Here is a 16,993-nt window from a genome sequence, read left to right as displayed (position 1 = left end):
CAGCGTGTGGCGGCGGATTTGCGGGTGGTAAATAGGCTTGGTGAATATACAAGTTTTGCGCGGTTTGCCGTTGTGGACCGGCTGTTTGAAGAGGGCCAACAGTGTGTCGCTCGGGCGCTTGACCGCGCCGTTGTTATGACCCGCCGGTGCCGCGAATCAACGCGCGCACGGCGAATCGATTGGGGTGGCAGGCGTCGGCCACGCTTCTGGGCAGCGGCAGGGGTTCATCGTCCAGCCAGGCCGCCAGCAGTTCGGCGCACAGCGGTGCGGTCACCAGGCCGCGTGAGCCGTGGCCGCTGTTGATGTACACGCCGTCGAGCCACGGGCACTCGGCCTCGGGGGGCTGACGGGCGTCCTTGCGCAGCGCGGCGTAGGCCTGGTCGAAGAGGGCGCGATCGGCCAGCGGCCCGATAATCGGCAGGTAGTCCGGGCTGGTGCAGCGGAACCCGGCGCGCCCTTCGAGCTGATCGGCGGCCAGTGTGTCGGCGTTCAAGCGGTGGGCCAGGTCGACGGAGATTTCCTGCAGCATCTCCAGGTTGCCGACATGCTCGGCGACTGTCGGTGTCAGGTCGTCACTCTTGAAGTCGAAGCTGGCGCCCAGGGTGTGCTCGCCGAGACGCGCCGGAGCTACGTAGCCCTCGGCACAGACCACGGTGGCCAGCGCCTGGCTGTCTGGGGTTTGCGCCAGGCGGGTGATTTGCCCGCGAATGCGCTTGAGGGGCAGCTCGGCGCTGAACGGGAAGCGCTTGATCTCGGCCGCGCCGGCCAGCACCACCACCGTGGCGCTGGCCAGCAGGGTGTCGCCGGCCAGGGCTTGCCATTGCCCGTCGACCCGTTGCAACTCAAGGGCCTCATGATGCGTCAGCACGTTGATCAACGGGTGCCGGGCTTGCCATTCGCATAAGGCCGGCGGATGTACCCAGCCCCCTTCGGGGAAAAACAGCCCGCCGTGTTCCAGCGCCACCCCGGCGCGCGCTTGAGCCTGGGCCTGGTCCAACGGCTGCAGCAGACCGGGCGCAAACGCCGCGGCCAGCTGTGCCTGGCGCTCGGCTTCCTTGGCGTTGAACGCCAGTTGCAACACGCCGCAACCGTCCCAGTCGACGCCCCGGTGCAGGTGTTCGAGCAGGCGCCGGGTGTGGCCGAACCCGCTCAAAATCAATTGCGAAAGGGCCGTGCCGTGGGCCGACAGTTTGAGGTACAGCACCCCTTGCGGGTTGCCCGAGGCTTCCTCGGCCAGGCGGGCATGGCGTTCCAGCAGGCTGACGTTCCAGCCGCGCGCGGCGAGGCTGGCCGCCGTGGTGCAGCCGGCCAGGCCGCCGCCGATCACCAGGGCGCTGCGTTCGCCGTGCAGCGGCGCCGGGCGGGCGAACCACGGTTTACCCGCGGCAGGCAACGGCGTCTCGGCCGGCCAGCCGAGGAATTCACCGCGCAGGATTTCCCATTTATGCCCGATGCCCGGCGTGCGCTTCATCTTGAACCCGGCGGCATTGATCAGGCGCCGTACCCAGCCGGTGCTGGTGAAGGTGCTGATGGTCGACCCCGGGGCCGCCAGGCGCGCCAGTTCGGCAAACAGCTCGGCGGTCCACATGTCGGGGTTCTTCGCCGGGGCGAAACCGTCGAGAAACCACGCGTCGATTTGCGCATCCAACTGTGGCAACTGCTCCAGCGCATCGCCGATCAGCAGGGTCAAGGTCACACGGCCGTTATCCAGCACCAGGCGCTGGAAGCCTGGGTGGATGGCGATGTACTGCGCCAGCAATTGCGCGGCGAACGGCTGCAGTTCCGGCCAGAGGAGTAGGGCGCGTTGCAGGTCGGCGTGGCTCAGCGGGTATTTTTCCACGCTGACAAAATGCAGGCGCGCGCCGGCCACCGCGTGTTGTTCGAACAACTGCCAGGCGCAGAGAAAATTCAGCCCGGTGCCGAACCCGGTTTCGCCGATCACCAGGCGCCCGCCCGCCGGCAAGGCGGCAAACCGTGCCTGCAAACGGTTCTGTTCGAGGAACACATAGCGCGTTTCTTCAAGGCCCGACTGGTCGGAAAAGTACACATCGTCGAAGACCCGCGAATGCGGGCGACCTTGGTCATCCCAGTCGAGCTGGGCGTGGGTTACAGGGTTCATGGGCGACTCGGCAAAGGCAAGGTGGCCATTCTAGCCGATCAACCGGCAATGAATTGACCCACGGCAAGCGCACGTGGAATTTCCTCCCGCGTGTTGCTGCTCAATCCGCTAGTCTTGAGCGATCTTGAAACGGAGCTGCTCATGTTCGAATCCGCTGAAATCGGTCATGCCATCGACAAAGACACTTACGACACCGAAGTACCGGCCCTGCGCGAAGCCTTGCTGGAAGTGCAGTTCGAGCTGCAACAGCAGAAACGTTTCCCGGTGATCATCCTGATCAACGGCGTCGAAGGTGCCGGCAAGGGCGAGACGGTCAAACTGCTCAACGAATGGATGGACCCGCGTCTGATCGAAGTGCGTACCTTCGACCAGCAGACCGACGAAGAACTGGCCCACCCGCCTGCCTGGCGTTACTGGCGGCAGTTGCCCGCAAAAGGCCGCATGGGGGTGTTCTTCGGCAACTGGTACAGCCAGATGCTGCAGAGCCGGGTGCAGGGCGATATCAAGGACGCCCGTCTCGACCAGGGCATCGCCGGCGCCGAACGCCTGGAGAAGATGTTCTGCGACGAAGGCGCGGTGATCTTCAAGTTCTGGTTTCACCTGTCCAAGAAACAGATGAAGGCGCGGCTCAAGGCCCTGGCCGACGACCCGCTGCACAGTTGGCGGATCAGCCCGCTGGACTGGCAGCAGTCCAAGACCTACGACAAGTTCGTTCACTTCGGCGAACGTGTGCTGCGTCGCACCAGCCGCGACTACGCGCCCTGGCATGTGATCGAAGGGGTCGACAGCAATTACCGCAGCCTCACCGTCGGCAAGATTCTGCTCGAGGGCCTGCAAAACGCCCTGAGGCAACCCAAGGGCAAAGTCAGCGGCATGAACCCGGCGCCGTTGCCGGCTGCCGTGGACCAAGTGAGCCTGCTCAACAGTCTCGACATGACCCTGAGCCTGGAAAAAGAAGACTACGAAGAGCAGTTGATCACCGAGCAGGCGCGTCTTTCCGGCCTGATGCGGGATAAGCGCATGCGCAAGCACGCGTTGATCACGGTATTCGAAGGCAACGATGCGGCCGGCAAAGGGGGCGCGATCCGCCGGGTCGCCGCGGCCCTCGACCCTCGCCAGTACCGCATCGTGCCGATCGCCGCGCCCACCGAGGACGAGCGCGCCCAGCCTTACCTGTGGCGTTTCTGGCGGCAGATTCCGGCACGGGGCATGTTCACCGTGTTTGACCGCTCCTGGTACGGCCGCGTGCTGGTGGAGCGCATCGAAGGCTTCTGCACTCCGATGGACTCGATGCGCGCCTATGGCGAGATCAATGATTTCGAAGAGCAACTGCGCGATGCCGGAGTGATCGTGGTCAAGTTCTGGCTGGCCATCGACAAGCAGACCCAACTGGAGCGCTTCCAGGCCCGCGAAGCGATCCCGTTCAAACGCTTCAAGATCACCGACGACGACTGGCGCAACCGCGAGAAGTGGGACGAATACCGTGCCGCCGTGGGCGATATGGTCGACCGCACCAGCACCGAGGTCTCGCCGTGGACCCTGGTCGAAGCCAATGACAAGCGCTGGGCGCGGGTCAAGGTGTTGCGCACTATCAACCTGGCGTTGGAGGAGGCGTTCGCCCAGTCCGACAAGCACGACCAGAAAGGCAAGAAGAAGTAGGCCTATAGGCGGGGTGAATGATCATCGCGGTTGGGCGGGCCTGGATTTATTCTCGAGCGCTCTCCCAACAACGACAAGATCGAGGTAGCCCCATGCGTGAAGTAGTGATCGTCGACAGCGTGCGAACCGGCCTGGCCAAGTCCTTTCGCGGCAAGTTCAACCAGACCCGACCGGATGACATGGCGGCCCATTGCGTCAACGCGCTGCTGACACGCAACGGCATCGACCCGGCCACGGTGGAAGATTGCATCGTCGGCGCGGGCTCCAACGAGGGCGCCCAGGGCTACAACATCGGGCGCAACGTCGCGGTGCTGTCGCAACTGGGCACCGGCACGGCGGGGATGACTCTCAACCGTTTCTGTTCCTCGGGCTTGCAGGCGATTGCCATCGCGGCCAACCAGATCGCCTCGGGCTGCAGCGATATCATTGTCGCCGGCGGTGTCGAGTCCATCAGCCTGACCATGAAAAGCGTCAACACCGACAACCTGATCAACCCGTTGCTCAAAGCGCAGGTGCCGGGCCTCTATTTTCCCATGGGCCAGACCGCCGAAATCGTTGCGCGCCGCTATCACGTCAGCCGCGAGGACCAGGACCGGTATGCCCTGCAAAGCCAGCAGCGCACCGCCCAGGCCCAGGCCGATGGCTTGTTCAACGATGAAATCGTGCCGATGGCGGTCAAGTACGCTGTCGAGGACAAGAACAGCGGCGCCGTGCAGGTGCTCGACGGTGTGGTCGAGCGCGACGACTGCAACCGCCCCGACACCACCCTGGCCAGTCTCCAGGGCTTGAAGCCGGTGTTTGCCGAAGACGGCTCGGTGACCGCGGGTAACTCTTCGCAATTGTCCGACGGCGCCTCGATGACCCTGGTGATGAGCCTGGAAAAAGCCCTGGCCCTGGGGCTCAAGCCCAAGGCGTTTTTCCGTGGCTTTGCCGTGGCTGGCTGCGAGCCCGACGAGATGGGCATCGGCCCGGTGTTCTCGGTGCCCAAGTTGCTCAAGGCCAAGGGCTTGCAGGTGGCGGATATCGACCTGTGGGAACTCAACGAGGCGTTCGCCTCCCAGTGCCTGTATGCGCGCGACCGCCTGGAAATCGACAATGCCAAATACAACGTCAACGGCGGCTCGATCTCCATCGGCCACCCGTTCGGCATGACCGGCTCGCGGCAAGTCGGGCACCTGGTGCGTGAGTTGCAGCGGCGTAATCTGCGTTACGGCATCGTCACTATGTGCGTGGGCGGCGGCATGGGGGCGACCGGGCTGTTCGAAGCTGTGCGCTGAGCCCACTGTGGGGGCAGGCCGGCTCCCGCACTTGCACAGTGCCGTATCCCAATCCGCGTACTTGCCCCTAGAATGCCGGTTCCACTTCCTCTGGCTTCTGGGGCACTCATGCACATCTCTTCCGGCCGCTGGGTCTATGGCTTTTGCTTGACCCTGCTGGCCGCGCTGCTCTGGGGCATTCTTCCGGTCAAACTCAAACAAGTGTTGCAGGTGATGGACCCGATCACCGTCACCTGGTTTCGCCTGACGGTCGCCGGCAGTTGCCTGTTCGTCTACCTCGCCGCCGTCAAGCGCTTGCCCAGCCTGCGCGTGCTCGGGCCGCGTCGCGGTTGGCTGGTGGCGATGGCCGTGTGTGGGCTGGTGGGCAACTACGTGCTGTACCTGGTGGGTCTGAACATGCTCAGCCCCGGTACGGCGCAACTGGTGGTGCAGATGGGGCCGATCTTCCTGATGGTCGCCAGCGTGTTTGTGTTTAAAGAGCGCTTCAGCCTGGGCCAGGTGTTGGGCCTGGTGGTGCTGGTCATCGGCTTTGGCCTGTTCTTCAACCAGCGTCTGGTGGAGTTGCTGACGTCCCTGGGCAGCTACACCGCCGGGGTACTGACGGTCCTGCTCGCCACTACTATCTGGGTGTTCTACGCCTTGGGCCAGAAGCAATTGCTGACGGTGTGGAATTCGCTGCAGGTGATGATGGTGATCTACCTGTCGTGCGCGGTGTTGCTCACGCCTTGGGCGCATCCGCTGGAGGCCCTGCAACTGAGTCCGCTGCAAGGCTGGCTGCTGCTGGCGTGCTGCATGAACACGCTGGTGGCCTACGGCGCATTTGCCGAGGCCCTGGCCCATTGGGAAGCCTCGCGGGTGAGTGCGACCCTGGCGCTGACGCCCTTGGTGACGTTTGTGGCGGTGGCCCTGGCGGCGTGGTGGTGGCCGGATTTTGTGCAGGCTGAAGAGATCAATGCGCTGGGGTATGTGGGGGCGTTGGTGGTGGTGTTGGGGTCGGCGACCGTGGCGTTGGCGCCGTCGTTGTTTGCGGGGCTCAAGGCGCGGCGGGCGCGGTTGGTGTCTTGATTGGCCCAGGTGTTTTTATCGGGTGTACGCGGGCCTAAGTGTGGGAGGGGGGTTGCTTGCGATGGCGACCTGACAGCCGATACATATCCAACAGGTTCACCTCGTTCCAAATGTGGGAGGGGGCTTGCCCCCGATGGCGGCCTCTGGGCCGACCATGTTCTTTCGGTTGACCGGGTACATATCCGTTCCTGCGGTAATGGCCGCTATGGGTTCCGCCCTTACGGCGGCTCACTTTTGAAAAGCGCAAAAGTAAGCAAAACGCTCTTGCCCCACCACTCGGCACCTCGCTTAGGCTCGGTGTGCCCGAACGCAGGCTTGAATCCGTGGGCCGCCGTCATGGGCCATCCATGGCCCAGGACGGCTAACCCGGCGTCCTGCCGGGTTACCCACGGATTCAAGCCTGCGTTCGGCCAGCGTGGTTTTACGGGGCGCCTAAGATCAAGATCAAAAGCAGATCAAGATCAAGATCAAGATCAAGATCAAAGCAAAAGCACGCGCTATGCGCTTATTGTCCGGCCTCCAGCATGTTTTCCGGGCGTACCCATTGGTCGAACTGTTCGTCGGTGAGGTAGCCCAGGGCCAGCGCGGCTTCCCTCAGGGTCAGGCCTTCGGCGTAAGCCTTTTTGGCGATCTGCGCCGATTTGTCGTAGCCGATGTGTGGGTTGAGCGCGGTCACCAGCATCAGCCCGCGTTCCAGGTGCGCGGCCATTTGTTCGGCGTCGGGCTCGAGGCCGGTGATGCAGTGTTCCTGGAAGTTGTTGCAGCCGTCGGCCAGCAAGCGGATCGATTCCAGCAGGTTGTGGATGATCACCGGTTTGTACACGTTCAACTGCAAATGCCCCTGGCTGGCGGCAATGCCGATGGTCACGTCGTTGCCCAGGACCTGGCAGGCGAGCATCGACAGCGCTTCGCACTGGGTCGGGTTGACCTTGCCGGGCATGATCGAGCTGCCCGGTTCGTTGGCCGGCAGTTTGACTTCCGCCAGCCCGGCGCGCGGGCCGGAGCAGAGCAGGCGCAGGTCGTTGGCGATTTTCATCAGGGCCACGGCCAGGGTTTTCAGGGCGCCGTGCAGAGTTACCAGCGGTTCGTGGCCGGAGAGGGCGGCGAATTTGTTGGGTGCGGTCACGAACGGCAAACCCGACAAGGCTGCCAGCTCGGCGGCAATCGCCTCGCCAAAGCCGTGGGGCGAATTGAGCCCGGTGCCGACGGCGGTGCCGCCCTGGGCCAGCTCGCACACCTGGGGTAGGGCACTGCGGATCGCGCGTTCGGCGTAATCGAGCTGGGCGATGAACGCCGAGAGTTCCTGGCCAAAGGTGATCGGTGTGGCATCCATCATGTGGGTGCGACCGGTCTTCACCAGCTTCATATGCCGCGCCGACAATTCCGCCAGCCCGCCGGACAGGTGCGTGATCGCCGGCAGCAGTCGCTGGTTGACCGCCTGCACCGCCGCGATGTTCATCGCGGTGGGGAAGCAGTCGTTGGAACTCTGGGAGCGGTTCACATGGTCGTTCGGATGCACCGGGCTCTTGCCGCCGCGCGTCTTGCCCGACAGCTCGTTGGCACGCCCGGCGATCACTTCGTTGGCGTTCATGTTGCTCTGGGTGCCGCTGCCGGTCTGCCACACCACCAGCGGGAACTGGTCGTCATGCTGGCCGTCGAGCACTTCGTCGGCGGCCTGTTCGATCAGGCGTGCGATGTCGGCGGGCAGGTCGCCGTTGCGGCTGTTGACCCGGGCGGCGGCTTTCTTGATCAGGGCCAGGGCGTGCAAGACCGCCAGGGGCATGCGCTGCTCACCGATGGCGAAGTTCACCAGCGAGCGTTGGGTCTGCGCGCCCCAGTAAGCGTCATCCGGGACTTGGACTTCTCCCAGGCTGTCGGTTTCGATACGGCTCATCGGGCACACTCCTTCAGGTTCGTTTGCGCAGTTTAGGCCGTGATCGGCCCTGGGGGTTCCATAAAAGCCTTTTCATCGGATTCATCCACCGCAAATCCATGCCTGACAAGGGGTGGGGTTGAGCCATGGCGTTTTTTAGGCGCAGAATGGGCGCCCTTGGGGTCTTACCTCGCCTGCTAGAAAAGGAAACTCGATGACTCGTCTTCGTGCCATCTGTACCGCGGTTGCTCTGGTTTGCGCCAGCGGCCAGGTTTTTGCCGATACCGCCAGCCACAACGCCAGTGCCGAAGCCTTCCTTACCCTGGCCCACGCTGACAAGCTGGGGACCCCGGTGTACATGCAAGTGCAGCAAATGTTCGCCCAGCGTTTCGAACAGACCAAAGCGCCTGCCGCCAAGCAGTCCGTACTGGACAGCTACCAGGCCAAGGCCAACGCCGCCCTGGACCAGGCCATCGGCTGGCCAAAACTGAAACCGGACATGGTCAAGCTCTACACCACCAACTTCAGCGAATCCGAACTCAAGGATCTGGTTGCCTTCTACCAGTCGCCGCTGGGCAAGAAAGTCCTTGAAAAAATGCCGCAACTGACCCAGCAATCGGCCCAGATGACCCAGGCCAAGCTGGAAAGCGCCGTGCCGGTGGTGAACAAGCTGTTGGAAGACATGACCAACGAGCTGACACCTAAAGCCGCCGCACCGGCCAAGAAGAAGTAAGCAGGAATGACCATGCAACAGCGTATCGAAACGGCGCTTGCCGCCCTGGGCCCGGACCACCTGAGCGTGCTGGACGAAAGCCACATGCACAGCCGTGGGTTGCAGACCCACTTCAAGGCCGTGCTGGTCAGCCAGCAGTTCGAAGGGCTTAACCGCGTCAAGCGCCACCAGAAGGTCTACGCCACCCTGGGTGACCTGATGAGCGAGTTTCATGCGCTGGCGCTGCATACCTATACGCCTGAGGAATGGGCGAAAACCGACGCAGCCCCGGCCTCGCCGACCTGCGCTGGCGGCCATTGACGGGTTGATGTTGAATCTACTGTAGGAGCGAGCTTGCTCGCGAAAAAACTCAGAGCGCCGCTGGGCGTCAGGTTATCCGTGTCATCGTTCACGACCTTCGCGAGCAAGCTCGCTCCTACAGTTAACGGTTCATCCCTGATAGAATCCGCAACGCGCCGCTTAGCCGGCGCGTTTTTTTTGCATCCGGTTCACCCCTTACGAGGGTAGCCACCTGGAGAGAACACCCATGACTCAACCGATTGTCGTGGCGGCACTGTATAAGTTCGTCACCCTCGAAGATTACGTCGCCCTGCGCGAGCCCCTGCTGCAGGCGATGGTCGACAACGGCATCAAAGGCACCTTGCTGATCGCCGAAGAAGGCATCAACGGCACCGTTTCCGGCAGCCGCGAAGGCATTGATGGCTTGATGGCCTGGCTGAAGAACGACCCGCGCATGGTCGATATCGACCACAAAGAGTCGTACTGCGACGAGCAGCCGTTCTATCGCACCAAGGTCAAGCTCAAGAAAGAGATCGTGACCCTGGGCGTCGAAGGCGTCGACCCGAACAAAAAAGTCGGTACCTATGTCGAGCCGCAGGACTGGAACGCGCTGATCAGCGACCCGCAAGTGCTGTTGATCGATACGCGTAACGACTATGAAGTGTCCATCGGCACCTTTGAAGGCGCGATCGACCCGAAAACCACCAGTTTTCGCGAATTTCCCGACTACATCAAAGCCAACTTCGACCCGGCCAAGCACAAGAAAGTCGCCATGTTCTGCACCGGCGGCATTCGTTGCGAGAAGGCCTCCAGCTATATGCTCAGCGAAGGCTTCGATGAGGTTTACCACCTCAAGGGCGGCATCCTGAAGTACCTCGAAGAGGTGCCGCAGGCCGAGACCAAATGGCAGGGCGACTGCTTTGTGTTCGACAACCGCGTCACTGTGCGCCACGACTTGAGCGAAGGCGACTACGATCAATGTCATGCCTGTCGCACACCGGTTAGTGTGGAAGACCGCGCATCCGAGCACTACGTGGCGGGCATCAGTTGCCCGCATTGCTGGGATAAGCTGCCGGAGAAAACCCGTCGCAGCGCGATCGACCGGCAAAAGCAGATTGAATTGGCCAAGGCTCGCAATATGCCGCACCCGATTGGCTACAACTACAAGCAAACCCCTTCCGAGGCCTGAACCATGTCCGCGCGCCTGCTCTACATAATGGACCCGATGTGTTCCTGGTGCTGGGGCTTTGCTCCGGTGGCCGAGGCGTTGGTCGAGCAGGCCCAGGCGGCCGGCGTGGAGTTGCACCTGGTGGTGGGCGGCTTGCGCACCGGCAGCGGCGCGGCGCTGGACCCGTCGACCCGGCGCTATATCCTGGAACACTGGCAGGCGGTCACCGACGCCACCGGGCAGACGTTCAAGCATGAAGGCGCGCTGCCCGACGGTTTTGTCTACGACACTGAGCCGGCGTGCCGCGCCATCGTCACCGCGCGCAGCCTGGCGCCGGATTGCGCGTGGAAGCTGCTGGGGCTGATCCAGCATGCGTTTTATGTCGAGGGGCGCGACGTGACCCTCGCCAGTATTCTGGTGGAGCTGGCGGAAAAAGCCGGCATACCGCGTATCGAGTTCGCCGGGGCGTTTGACCGCGCTGAGCAGCACGCCGCCACCGCCGCCGATTTCACCTGGGTGCAGGATTTGGGGATCGCCGGTTTTCCGACGTTGCTGGCCGAGCGCAATGGCCAGTTGGCCTTGCTGACCAATGGCTACCAGCCGCTGTCCGAGTTGTCGCCGCTGCTCGGCCGTTGGCTGGAGCGAGCCGCCTGTGCCTGATCAGCCTGACACAGAGCCCTCCCACCGCGTCGATCGACTGACCTGGGCGGAAATCCGCCGCCTGGCTTTGCGTCACAAGAAATCCCTGTGGATCGCCAATGGTGTCGCCGTACTGGCGACCCTGTGCAGCGTGCCCATCCCCCTGTTGTTGCCCTTGCTGGTCGACGAAGTACTGCTGGGCCATGGCGATGCCGCGCTCAAGGTAATGAACCACGCGCTGCCCCTGGGCTGGCAGAAAGCCGCCGGTTATATCGGCCTGATGCTGCTGGTGACGCTGGCCCTGCGCTGTGGTGCGCTGGTGTTCAACGTGGTGCAGGCGCGCTTGTTTGCGCGGCTGGCCAAGGACATCGTCTACCGCATCCGCGTGCGCCTGATCGAGCGGCTCAAGCGTATTTCCCTCGGCGAGTACGAAAGCCTCGGCAGCGGCACCGTCACCACGCACCTGGTCACCGACCTGGACACGCTGGACAAATTCGTCGGCGAAACCCTCAGCCGTTTCCTGGTGGCCATGCTGACCCTGGTCGGCACCTCGGCGATTCTGGTGTGGATGCACTGGCAACTGGCGCTGCTGATCCTGCTGTTCAACCCGCTGGTGATCTATGCCACGGTGCAGTTGGGCAAGCGCGTCAAACACCTGAAAAAACTGGAAAACGACAGCACCTCGCGCTTCACCCAGGCGTTGACCGAAACCCTCGACGCCATCCAGGAAGTGCGTGCCGGCAATCGCCAGGGCTTTTTCCTCGGGCGCCTCGGCCAGCGCGCCCAGGAAGTGCGTGACTATGCTATCCACTCCCAATGGAAAACCGACGCCTCCAGCCGCGCCAGCGGTTTGCTGTTCCAGTTCGGCATCGATATTTTTCGCGCGGCGGCCATGCTCACCGTGCTGTTTTCCGACCTGTCCATTGGCCAGATGCTCGCCGTGTTCAGCTACCTGTGGTTCATGATCGGCCCGGTGGAGCAGTTGTTGAACCTGCAATATGCCTACTACGCGGCGGGCGGGGCGCTGACGCGGATCAACGAGCTGCTCGCCCGTGCCGATGAGCCGCAATATGTCGGCGGCGCAGACCCGTTCACTGGGCGCGAAACGGTCGGCATCGACGTGCGTGGCCTGACGTTCGGCTATGGCGAAGAGCGGGTGCTCGACCAGTTGAACCTCAGCATCGAACCTGGTGAGAAGGTCGCGATTGTCGGCGCCAGCGGCGGCGGTAAAAGTACCCTGGTGCAGCTGCTGCTGGGGCTGTACACACCGCAGGCCGGCAGTATTCGTTTCGGTGGTGCAACCCAGCAGGAAATCGGCCTGGAGACCATCCGCGAGCACGTCGCGGTGGTGCTGCAACACCCTGCGCTGTTCAACGATACCGTGCGTGCCAACCTGACCATGGGCCGCAACCGCAGTGACCAGGCGTGTTGGCAGGCCCTGGAAATCGCCCAGTTGGAGGCGACCGTCAAGGCGTTGCCCCTGGGCCTGGACAGTGTGGTGGGGCGCTCTGGCGTGCGCTTTTCCGGCGGCCAGCGCCAACGCCTGGCGATTGCGCGCATGGTCTTGGCCGAGCCGAAGGTGGTGATCCTGGATGAGGCAACCTCGGCCCTGGACGCCGCCACCGAGTACAACCTGCACCAGGCGTTGGCGCGGTTTCTCAGTGGGCGGACTACACTGATCATTGCCCATCGGCTTTCGGCGGTGAAACAAGCTGATCGGGTGCTGGTGTTCGACGGTGGGCATATCGCCGAGGACGGCGACCATCAGCAACTGATCGCGGAGGGTGGTTTGTACGCCAAACTTTACGGGCACTTGCAACAAGTGCGTTGATTTAGCCTACGCTGTGCTATTAGGAGCGGATGTTCGCGTGCGTATTCAGCTGTGCATGTGCAAGGGACTTCATGAAGCAGAAGCGGACTCTCGGAACGCCAAGGTTGTTGGGCATTGTCTGGCCCTTTATTGCCGTCGTATTGTTCCAGGCATTATTAGGCTGTGTCAGTCTGTATGTGCTTTCAGCGGTGCGCGTCTATGTGGGCGGCGAAAGCCTGTGGTCCAAGGGCCAGAAAGACGCCATCTACTATCTGACGCTGTACGCCGATAATCGCGACGAAGCCACCTACCTCAAATACCAGCAAGCCATTGCCGTGCCCCAGGGCGGGCATGAACTGCGTGTCGCCCTGGACCGTCCCGCCCCCGACCTCAAGGCGGCGCGCGAGGGGATCATCAAGGGTGGCAACCACCCGGACGACGTCTCCAGCGTGATCTGGCTGTACCTCAACTTTCGCCATTTCAGCTACCTGGAAAAAGCCATCGAACTGTGGACCGTGGGCGATGGCTACCTGGTCCAGCTGGATGATCTGGCCCGGTCGATGCACCGGGCGATCACCGCGGGTCAGGTCCATGACGACGATGTGCGGCAATGGAAGGCGCATATCTTTGCCATCAACGACGGCGTGACGCCGGCGGCCAAGGCGTTCAGCGATGCCTTGGGTGAAGGCTCGCGCGTCGTCCTGCGGCTGTTGCTGATCACCAACCTGGCCACGGCCTTGTGCCTGATCGCCCTGGCGCTGCTGCGTACCCACAAGTTGTTGGCGCAGCGGCACGCGTTCGCCGATGCCCTGCAAGTGGAGAAGGAGCGGGCACAGATCACCCTGGAGTCGATCGGCGATGGGGTGATCACCACCGATGTCGATGGCGCCATTGCCTACATGAACCCGGCCGCCGAGGCCCTGACGCGCTGGACGTCGGCCCATGCCCAGGGCCTGCCCCTGGCGGCACTGTTCAACCTGTTGGATGAAAATGCTCAGCCCGATGGTTTTGCGCTGATCGAGCACATCACCAAGGGCCGCTTGAGCGGCGGCAGCGAACACTCCAAAACCATCCAGCGCCTGGACGGCAGCACCGTTTCGGTGACCCTGGTGGGCGCGCCGATCCGCAGCGCCGGCAAAGTCAGCGGCGCGGTGCTGGTGCTGCACGACATGACCCAGGAACGTCAGTACATCGCCAACCTGTCGTGGCAAGCGACCCATGACGCGTTGACCGGCCTGGCCAACCGTCGCGAGTTCGAGTTCCGCCTGGAACAGGTGCTGCAACAGGTCGCGCGTGAGCACAGCGGGCGGCATGCCTTGATGTTCCTCGACCTGGACCAGTTCAAGCTGGTCAACGACACCTGCGGCCATGCGGCAGGCGACGAGCTGTTGCGGCATATCTGCGCACTGCTGCAATCGGATCTGCGTGAAGGTGACACCCTGGCGCGACTGGGGGGCGACGAGTTCGGCATCCTGTTGGAGAACTGCCCGGCGTCGGTGGCGGAAAAAATCGCCGAAAGCCTGCGCCACACGGTGCAGAACCTGCATTTCGTGTGGAAGGGCCGGCCGTTCATGACCACCGTCAGCATTGGCCTGGTGCATATCTCCCAGGTGCCGACCACCCTGGAAACGTCGCTGCGCGCCGCCGACATGGCCTGCTATATGGCCAAGGAAAAGGGCCGCAACCGCGTGCAGGTCTACCACGCGGACGACTCCGAGCTGTCCTTGCGCTTTGGCGAGATGGCCTGGGTGCAGCGCCTGCACATGGCCCTGGAAGAAAACCGCTTTTGCCTGTACTCCCAGGAAATCGCGCCCCTGGGGCCCACCGACGCCGACAATGGGCACATTGAAATCCTCCTGCGCCTGCATGACGAGGCCGGCCGCATCATTCTGCCCGACAGTTTCATTCCGGCCGCCGAACGTTACGGGTTGATGAGTTCCCTGGATCGCTGGGTGGTGGACAACGTGTTCAACCTGATTGCCCGTTGCATGCATGAGCGTCCGGGCCGGCCCATGGCAATGTGTGCGATTAATCTGTCAGGCATAACGATTGGTGATGACGCTTTTCTCGGTTTTTTACGCGAGAAGTTCGCGGCTTACAGTGTTCCGCCAGAAATGATTTGTTTTGAAATAACTGAGACCTGCGCTATTGCCAATTTGGGCAGTGCGATTCGCTTTATTAATGAACTCAAAGCCTTAGGTTGCCATTTCTCACTGGATGACTTCTGCGCCGGAATGTCCTCATTCGCTTATCTGAAACATTTACCTGTAGACTTCCTGAAGATCGATGGAAGTTTCGTAAAGGATATGCTGGACGACCCGATTAACCGCGCCATGGTCGAAGTGATCAACCACATCGGCCACGTCATGGGTAAGCGCACAATTGCTGAGTTTGTTGAAACGCCGCACATCGAACAGGCATTGCTTGAGATTGGTGTGGATTACGCTCAGGGCTATGTGATTGAACGCCCGCAATTGTTTACCTTTGATAGTTTGCAGTGTCGACCTGTGCGGCCGCAGCCTCTGTTATTCAAGGCGCCCGGCACATTCCGCTGAAACATTTGCTGGTCTGTACAATCACACTTAAAAAGGAGCCTTACAGTGATCGACACCTTCAACCGAACCGGCCCGCTTATGGAAGCCTCGAGTTACCCCACCTGGGCTCAGCAATTGATCCAGGACTGTAGCGAGAGCAAGCGCCGAGTTGTCGAACACGAACTGTATCAGCGCATGCGTGATAACACGCTGAGCGCCAAGACCATGCGCCAATACCTGATCGGTGGCTGGCCGGTGGTCGAACAGTTTGCCTTGTATATGGCACAGAACCTCACCAAGACCAAGTTTGCCCGTCATCCTGGCGAGGATATGGCGCGGCGTTGGCTGATGCGCAATATTCGGGTGGAATTGAACCACGCCGATTACTGGCTGCATTGGGCCCGCGCCCACGGCGTCAGCCTCGAAGACCTGCAAGCACAGAACGTACCCCCGGAATTGCATGCACTGAGCCATTGGTGCTGGCACACCAGTTCGGCCGATTCGTTGATCGTTGCGATCGCCGCCACCAACTACGCCATCGAGGGCGCGACGGGGGAGTGGTCCGCGTTGGTGTGCTCCACCGGCGTTTATGCGGCAGCCTTCCCCGAGGAAGACCGCAAGCGCGCGATGAAGTGGCTGAAGATGCATGCCCAGTACGACGATGCCCACCCTTGGGAAGCGCTGGAAATTGTCTGCACCCTGGCCGGTACGAACCCCAGCCGACAACTGCAGGCAGAGCTGCGCCAGGCCGTGTGCAAGAGCTACAACTACATGTACCTGTTCCTGGAAAACTGCATGCGCCTGGAGAAAGACAAACCGGCGGCCGCGCCTGTTCGCGAGCGCCTGGTGCGCGTCGCCAGCGAAGCGTGATGTGAAACGCGTGGCGGGGGGTTACCCCGCCATTGCCAAGCGGTTGCGACCTTCGCGCTTGGCCACATACAAGGCGCTGTCGGCCCGACGCAACAGGCTTTCGGCAGACTCGGCAGGCAACAACGTCGAGCAGCCCAGGCTCACCGTCAGATCGATGCGTATGTCATCCGCCCAATATTCCTGGGCCTGTGTCGCCTGGCGCAGGCGCTCGCCGACGACCGCCGCCGCATCCCGGCCGGTGTTGGAGAGCAGGATCAGGAATTCTTCCCCGCCAAAGCGGAACACCATGTCCACATTGCGCAACTGGCCCTTGATCGACGCAGCCACGGCGCGCAGTACCTTGTCGCCGGCCGCGTGGCCGTGAGTGTCGTTGATGCGTTTGAAGTGATCGATGTCGAGCATCAGCAGGGACAACGGGGTCGAGTGTCGCCGCGCCATGTCGATTTCCCGCTGCAGGGTCTGGTCCATGGCGATGCGGTTGCCGGTTTCGGTCAACGGGTCACGCAGGGCGCTGCGGGTCGCGGCGCGATAGAGCAGGGCGTTACGCATCGGGTAGAGCAGGGTGGCCAGCAGCGATTCGAGTTGACTCAGTTCTTCTTCCATCAAACGTTGGTTGCGACGGAATACCAGCTCGCCCAGATGTTCGCCTTCATGGCTCAAGGCGTAGCTCACCGAATGATGGCCGCGATGGCCGAATTCCAGGCGCAGGTCACTGGCCTGATGGCTGTAGTGCAGAGCGTCCAGGGGCACCAGGCGCTGGATCTCGCGAAAGAACAGACCGAGGATGCATTGCGGTTCCAGGCTGGTCTGCAGTTGCAGGCCCAGTTGTTGGCGCAGTTGAGCGACCGTGGTGGGGCGGTGCGAGAGAGGGGATGACTGACTAAAGCCCAGGCGTTGCAATTTGGCACTGTCGAAGTCAATTGCGTGGAGCTGGGGCGGGTTTTTCATAAGCAGTCGGCCTCTAAGC

Annotated in this window: 13 protein-coding genes and 1 pseudogene; 10 read left to right on the top strand and 4 right to left on the bottom strand. The window is 62.3% G+C overall.

What is annotated here, in order from left to right:
- Positions 1-133: 133 nt before the first annotated feature.
- On the bottom strand, positions 134-2,119 hold the full coding sequence (mnmC, locus tag NR164_RS25260) for a bifunctional tRNA (5-methylaminomethyl-2-thiouridine)(34)-methyltransferase MnmD/FAD-dependent 5-carboxymethylaminomethyl-2-thiouridine(34) oxidoreductase MnmC (RefSeq protein WP_046382582.1): 1,986 nt from the start codon (positions 2,117-2,119) through the stop codon (positions 134-136).
- A 141-nt stretch (positions 2,120-2,260) separates the two neighbouring features.
- Between mnmC and pap the strand changes: the two genes are divergently transcribed.
- The 3 genes from pap (at position 2,261) to NR164_RS25245 (ending at position 6,120) form a co-directional block, all read left to right on the top strand.
- A complete protein-coding gene (gene pap / locus NR164_RS25255; RefSeq protein ID WP_126589406.1) occupies positions 2,261-3,778 on the top strand; it encodes a polyphosphate:AMP phosphotransferase in 1,518 nt (505 codons plus the stop codon).
- A gap of 92 nt (positions 3,779-3,870) precedes the next feature.
- The gene (locus NR164_RS25250; RefSeq protein ID WP_046483950.1) at positions 3,871-5,055 is read left to right on the top strand and encodes a thiolase family protein; all 1,185 of its coding nucleotides are present in this window, start codon (positions 3,871-3,873) and stop codon (positions 5,053-5,055) included.
- Between the two features lie 108 nt (positions 5,056-5,163).
- On the top strand, positions 5,164-6,120 hold the full coding sequence (locus tag NR164_RS25245; protein WP_046382585.1) for a DMT family transporter: 957 nt from the start codon (positions 5,164-5,166) through the stop codon (positions 6,118-6,120).
- 505 nt (positions 6,121-6,625) lie between these two features.
- On the opposite strand, the gene NR164_RS25240 is transcribed toward NR164_RS25245, so the two are convergent.
- Positions 6,626-8,014: a class II fumarate hydratase gene (locus tag NR164_RS25240; protein ID WP_256823403.1), complete on the bottom strand. Its 1,389-nt coding sequence runs from the start codon at positions 8,012-8,014 to the stop codon at positions 6,626-6,628.
- Positions 8,015-8,207: 193 nt separating this feature from the next.
- On the opposite strand from NR164_RS25240, the gene NR164_RS25235 reads away from it, so the two are divergent.
- Positions 8,208-8,726, top strand: coding sequence for a DUF2059 domain-containing protein (locus NR164_RS25235; protein WP_003236690.1), 519 nt, complete (start codon positions 8,208-8,210; stop codon positions 8,724-8,726).
- Positions 8,727-8,732: 6 nt separating this feature from the next.
- Complete coding sequence (locus NR164_RS25230) at positions 8,733-9,026, top strand: BolA family transcriptional regulator (protein WP_026139887.1); 294 nt, start codon at positions 8,733-8,735, stop codon at positions 9,024-9,026.
- 17 nt (positions 9,027-9,043) lie between these two features.
- Here NR164_RS25230 and NR164_RS25225 read toward each other — a convergent pair.
- Positions 9,044-9,166 (bottom strand): annotated as a pseudogene (locus NR164_RS25225) (outer membrane lipoprotein carrier protein LolA); the annotation flags it as partial.
- Between the two features lie 86 nt (positions 9,167-9,252).
- Between NR164_RS25225 and NR164_RS25220 the strand changes: the two are divergent.
- The 5 genes from NR164_RS25220 to NR164_RS25200 all read left to right on the top strand — a co-directional run bounded on the left by NR164_RS25220 (position 9,253) and on the right by NR164_RS25200 (position 16,026).
- Positions 9,253-10,194 carry a rhodanese-related sulfurtransferase gene (locus tag NR164_RS25220; RefSeq protein WP_017845867.1) on the top strand — a complete coding sequence of 314 codons (942 nt, stop codon included), beginning with the start codon at positions 9,253-9,255 and terminating at the stop codon, positions 10,192-10,194.
- Between the two features lie 36 nt (positions 10,195-10,230).
- Entirely contained in the window at positions 10,231-10,833 is a 603-nt protein-coding gene (locus NR164_RS25215) for a DsbA family protein (protein WP_169881343.1), read from the top strand.
- Positions 10,826-12,643 (top strand): ABC transporter ATP-binding protein, encoded by a 1,818-nt coding sequence (locus NR164_RS25210; RefSeq protein ID WP_046382588.1) that lies wholly within the window; start codon positions 10,826-10,828, stop codon positions 12,641-12,643. The genes NR164_RS25215 and NR164_RS25210 overlap by 8 nt, the downstream gene beginning before the upstream one ends.
- Before the next feature lie 71 nt (positions 12,644-12,714).
- Positions 12,715-15,177 (top strand): EAL domain-containing protein, encoded by a 2,463-nt coding sequence (locus NR164_RS25205; protein WP_079444414.1) that lies wholly within the window; start codon positions 12,715-12,717, stop codon positions 15,175-15,177.
- Positions 15,178-15,255: 78 nt separating this feature from the next.
- Complete coding sequence (locus NR164_RS25200; RefSeq protein WP_186352193.1) at positions 15,256-16,026, top strand: TenA family transcriptional regulator; 771 nt, start codon at positions 15,256-15,258, stop codon at positions 16,024-16,026.
- Between the two features lie 21 nt (positions 16,027-16,047).
- Here NR164_RS25200 and NR164_RS25195 read toward each other — a convergent pair whose 3' ends face one another.
- On the bottom strand, positions 16,048-16,974 hold the full coding sequence (locus NR164_RS25195) for a GGDEF domain-containing protein (protein WP_046382591.1): 927 nt from the start codon (positions 16,972-16,974) through the stop codon (positions 16,048-16,050).
- Positions 16,975-16,993: the final 19 nt, after the last annotated feature.

It is taken from the genome of Pseudomonas sp. Pse79 (assembly GCF_024519615.1).
In the GTDB taxonomy this organism is placed as follows: domain Bacteria; phylum Pseudomonadota; class Gammaproteobacteria; order Pseudomonadales; family Pseudomonadaceae; genus Aquipseudomonas; species Aquipseudomonas veronii.
Note: the sequence above shows the minus strand (reverse complement) of the source record. Positions and strands in the feature narration are given on the sequence as shown.

Coding starts and splice junctions, on each gene's coding strand:
- NR164_RS25235 (WP_003236690.1), top strand. CDS start 8,208: ATGACTCGTCTTCGTGCCATCTGTACCGCGGTTGCTCTGGTTTGCGCC.
- NR164_RS25250 (WP_046483950.1), top strand. CDS start 3,871: ATGCGTGAAGTAGTGATCGTCGACAGCGTGCGAACCGGCCTGGCCAAG.
- NR164_RS25200 (WP_186352193.1), top strand. CDS start 15,256: ATGGAAGCCTCGAGTTACCCCACCTGGGCTCAGCAATTGATCCAGGAC.
- NR164_RS25195 (WP_046382591.1), bottom strand. CDS start 16,974: ATGAAAAACCCGCCCCAGCTCCACGCAATTGACTTCGACAGTGCCAAA.
- NR164_RS25230 (WP_026139887.1), top strand. CDS start 8,733: ATGACCATGCAACAGCGTATCGAAACGGCGCTTGCCGCCCTGGGCCCG.
- NR164_RS25240 (WP_256823403.1), bottom strand. CDS start 8,014: ATGAGCCGTATCGAAACCGACAGCCTGGGAGAAGTCCAAGTCCCGGAT.
- NR164_RS25220 (WP_017845867.1), top strand. CDS start 9,253: ATGACTCAACCGATTGTCGTGGCGGCACTGTATAAGTTCGTCACCCTC.
- pap (WP_126589406.1), top strand. CDS start 2,261: ATGTTCGAATCCGCTGAAATCGGTCATGCCATCGACAAAGACACTTAC.
- NR164_RS25245 (WP_046382585.1), top strand. CDS start 5,164: ATGCACATCTCTTCCGGCCGCTGGGTCTATGGCTTTTGCTTGACCCTG.
- NR164_RS25205 (WP_079444414.1), top strand. CDS start 12,715: ATGAAGCAGAAGCGGACTCTCGGAACGCCAAGGTTGTTGGGCATTGTC.
- mnmC (WP_046382582.1), bottom strand. CDS start 2,119: ATGAACCCTGTAACCCACGCCCAGCTCGACTGGGATGACCAAGGTCGC.
- NR164_RS25215 (WP_169881343.1), top strand. CDS start 10,231: ATGTGTTCCTGGTGCTGGGGCTTTGCTCCGGTGGCCGAGGCGTTGGTC.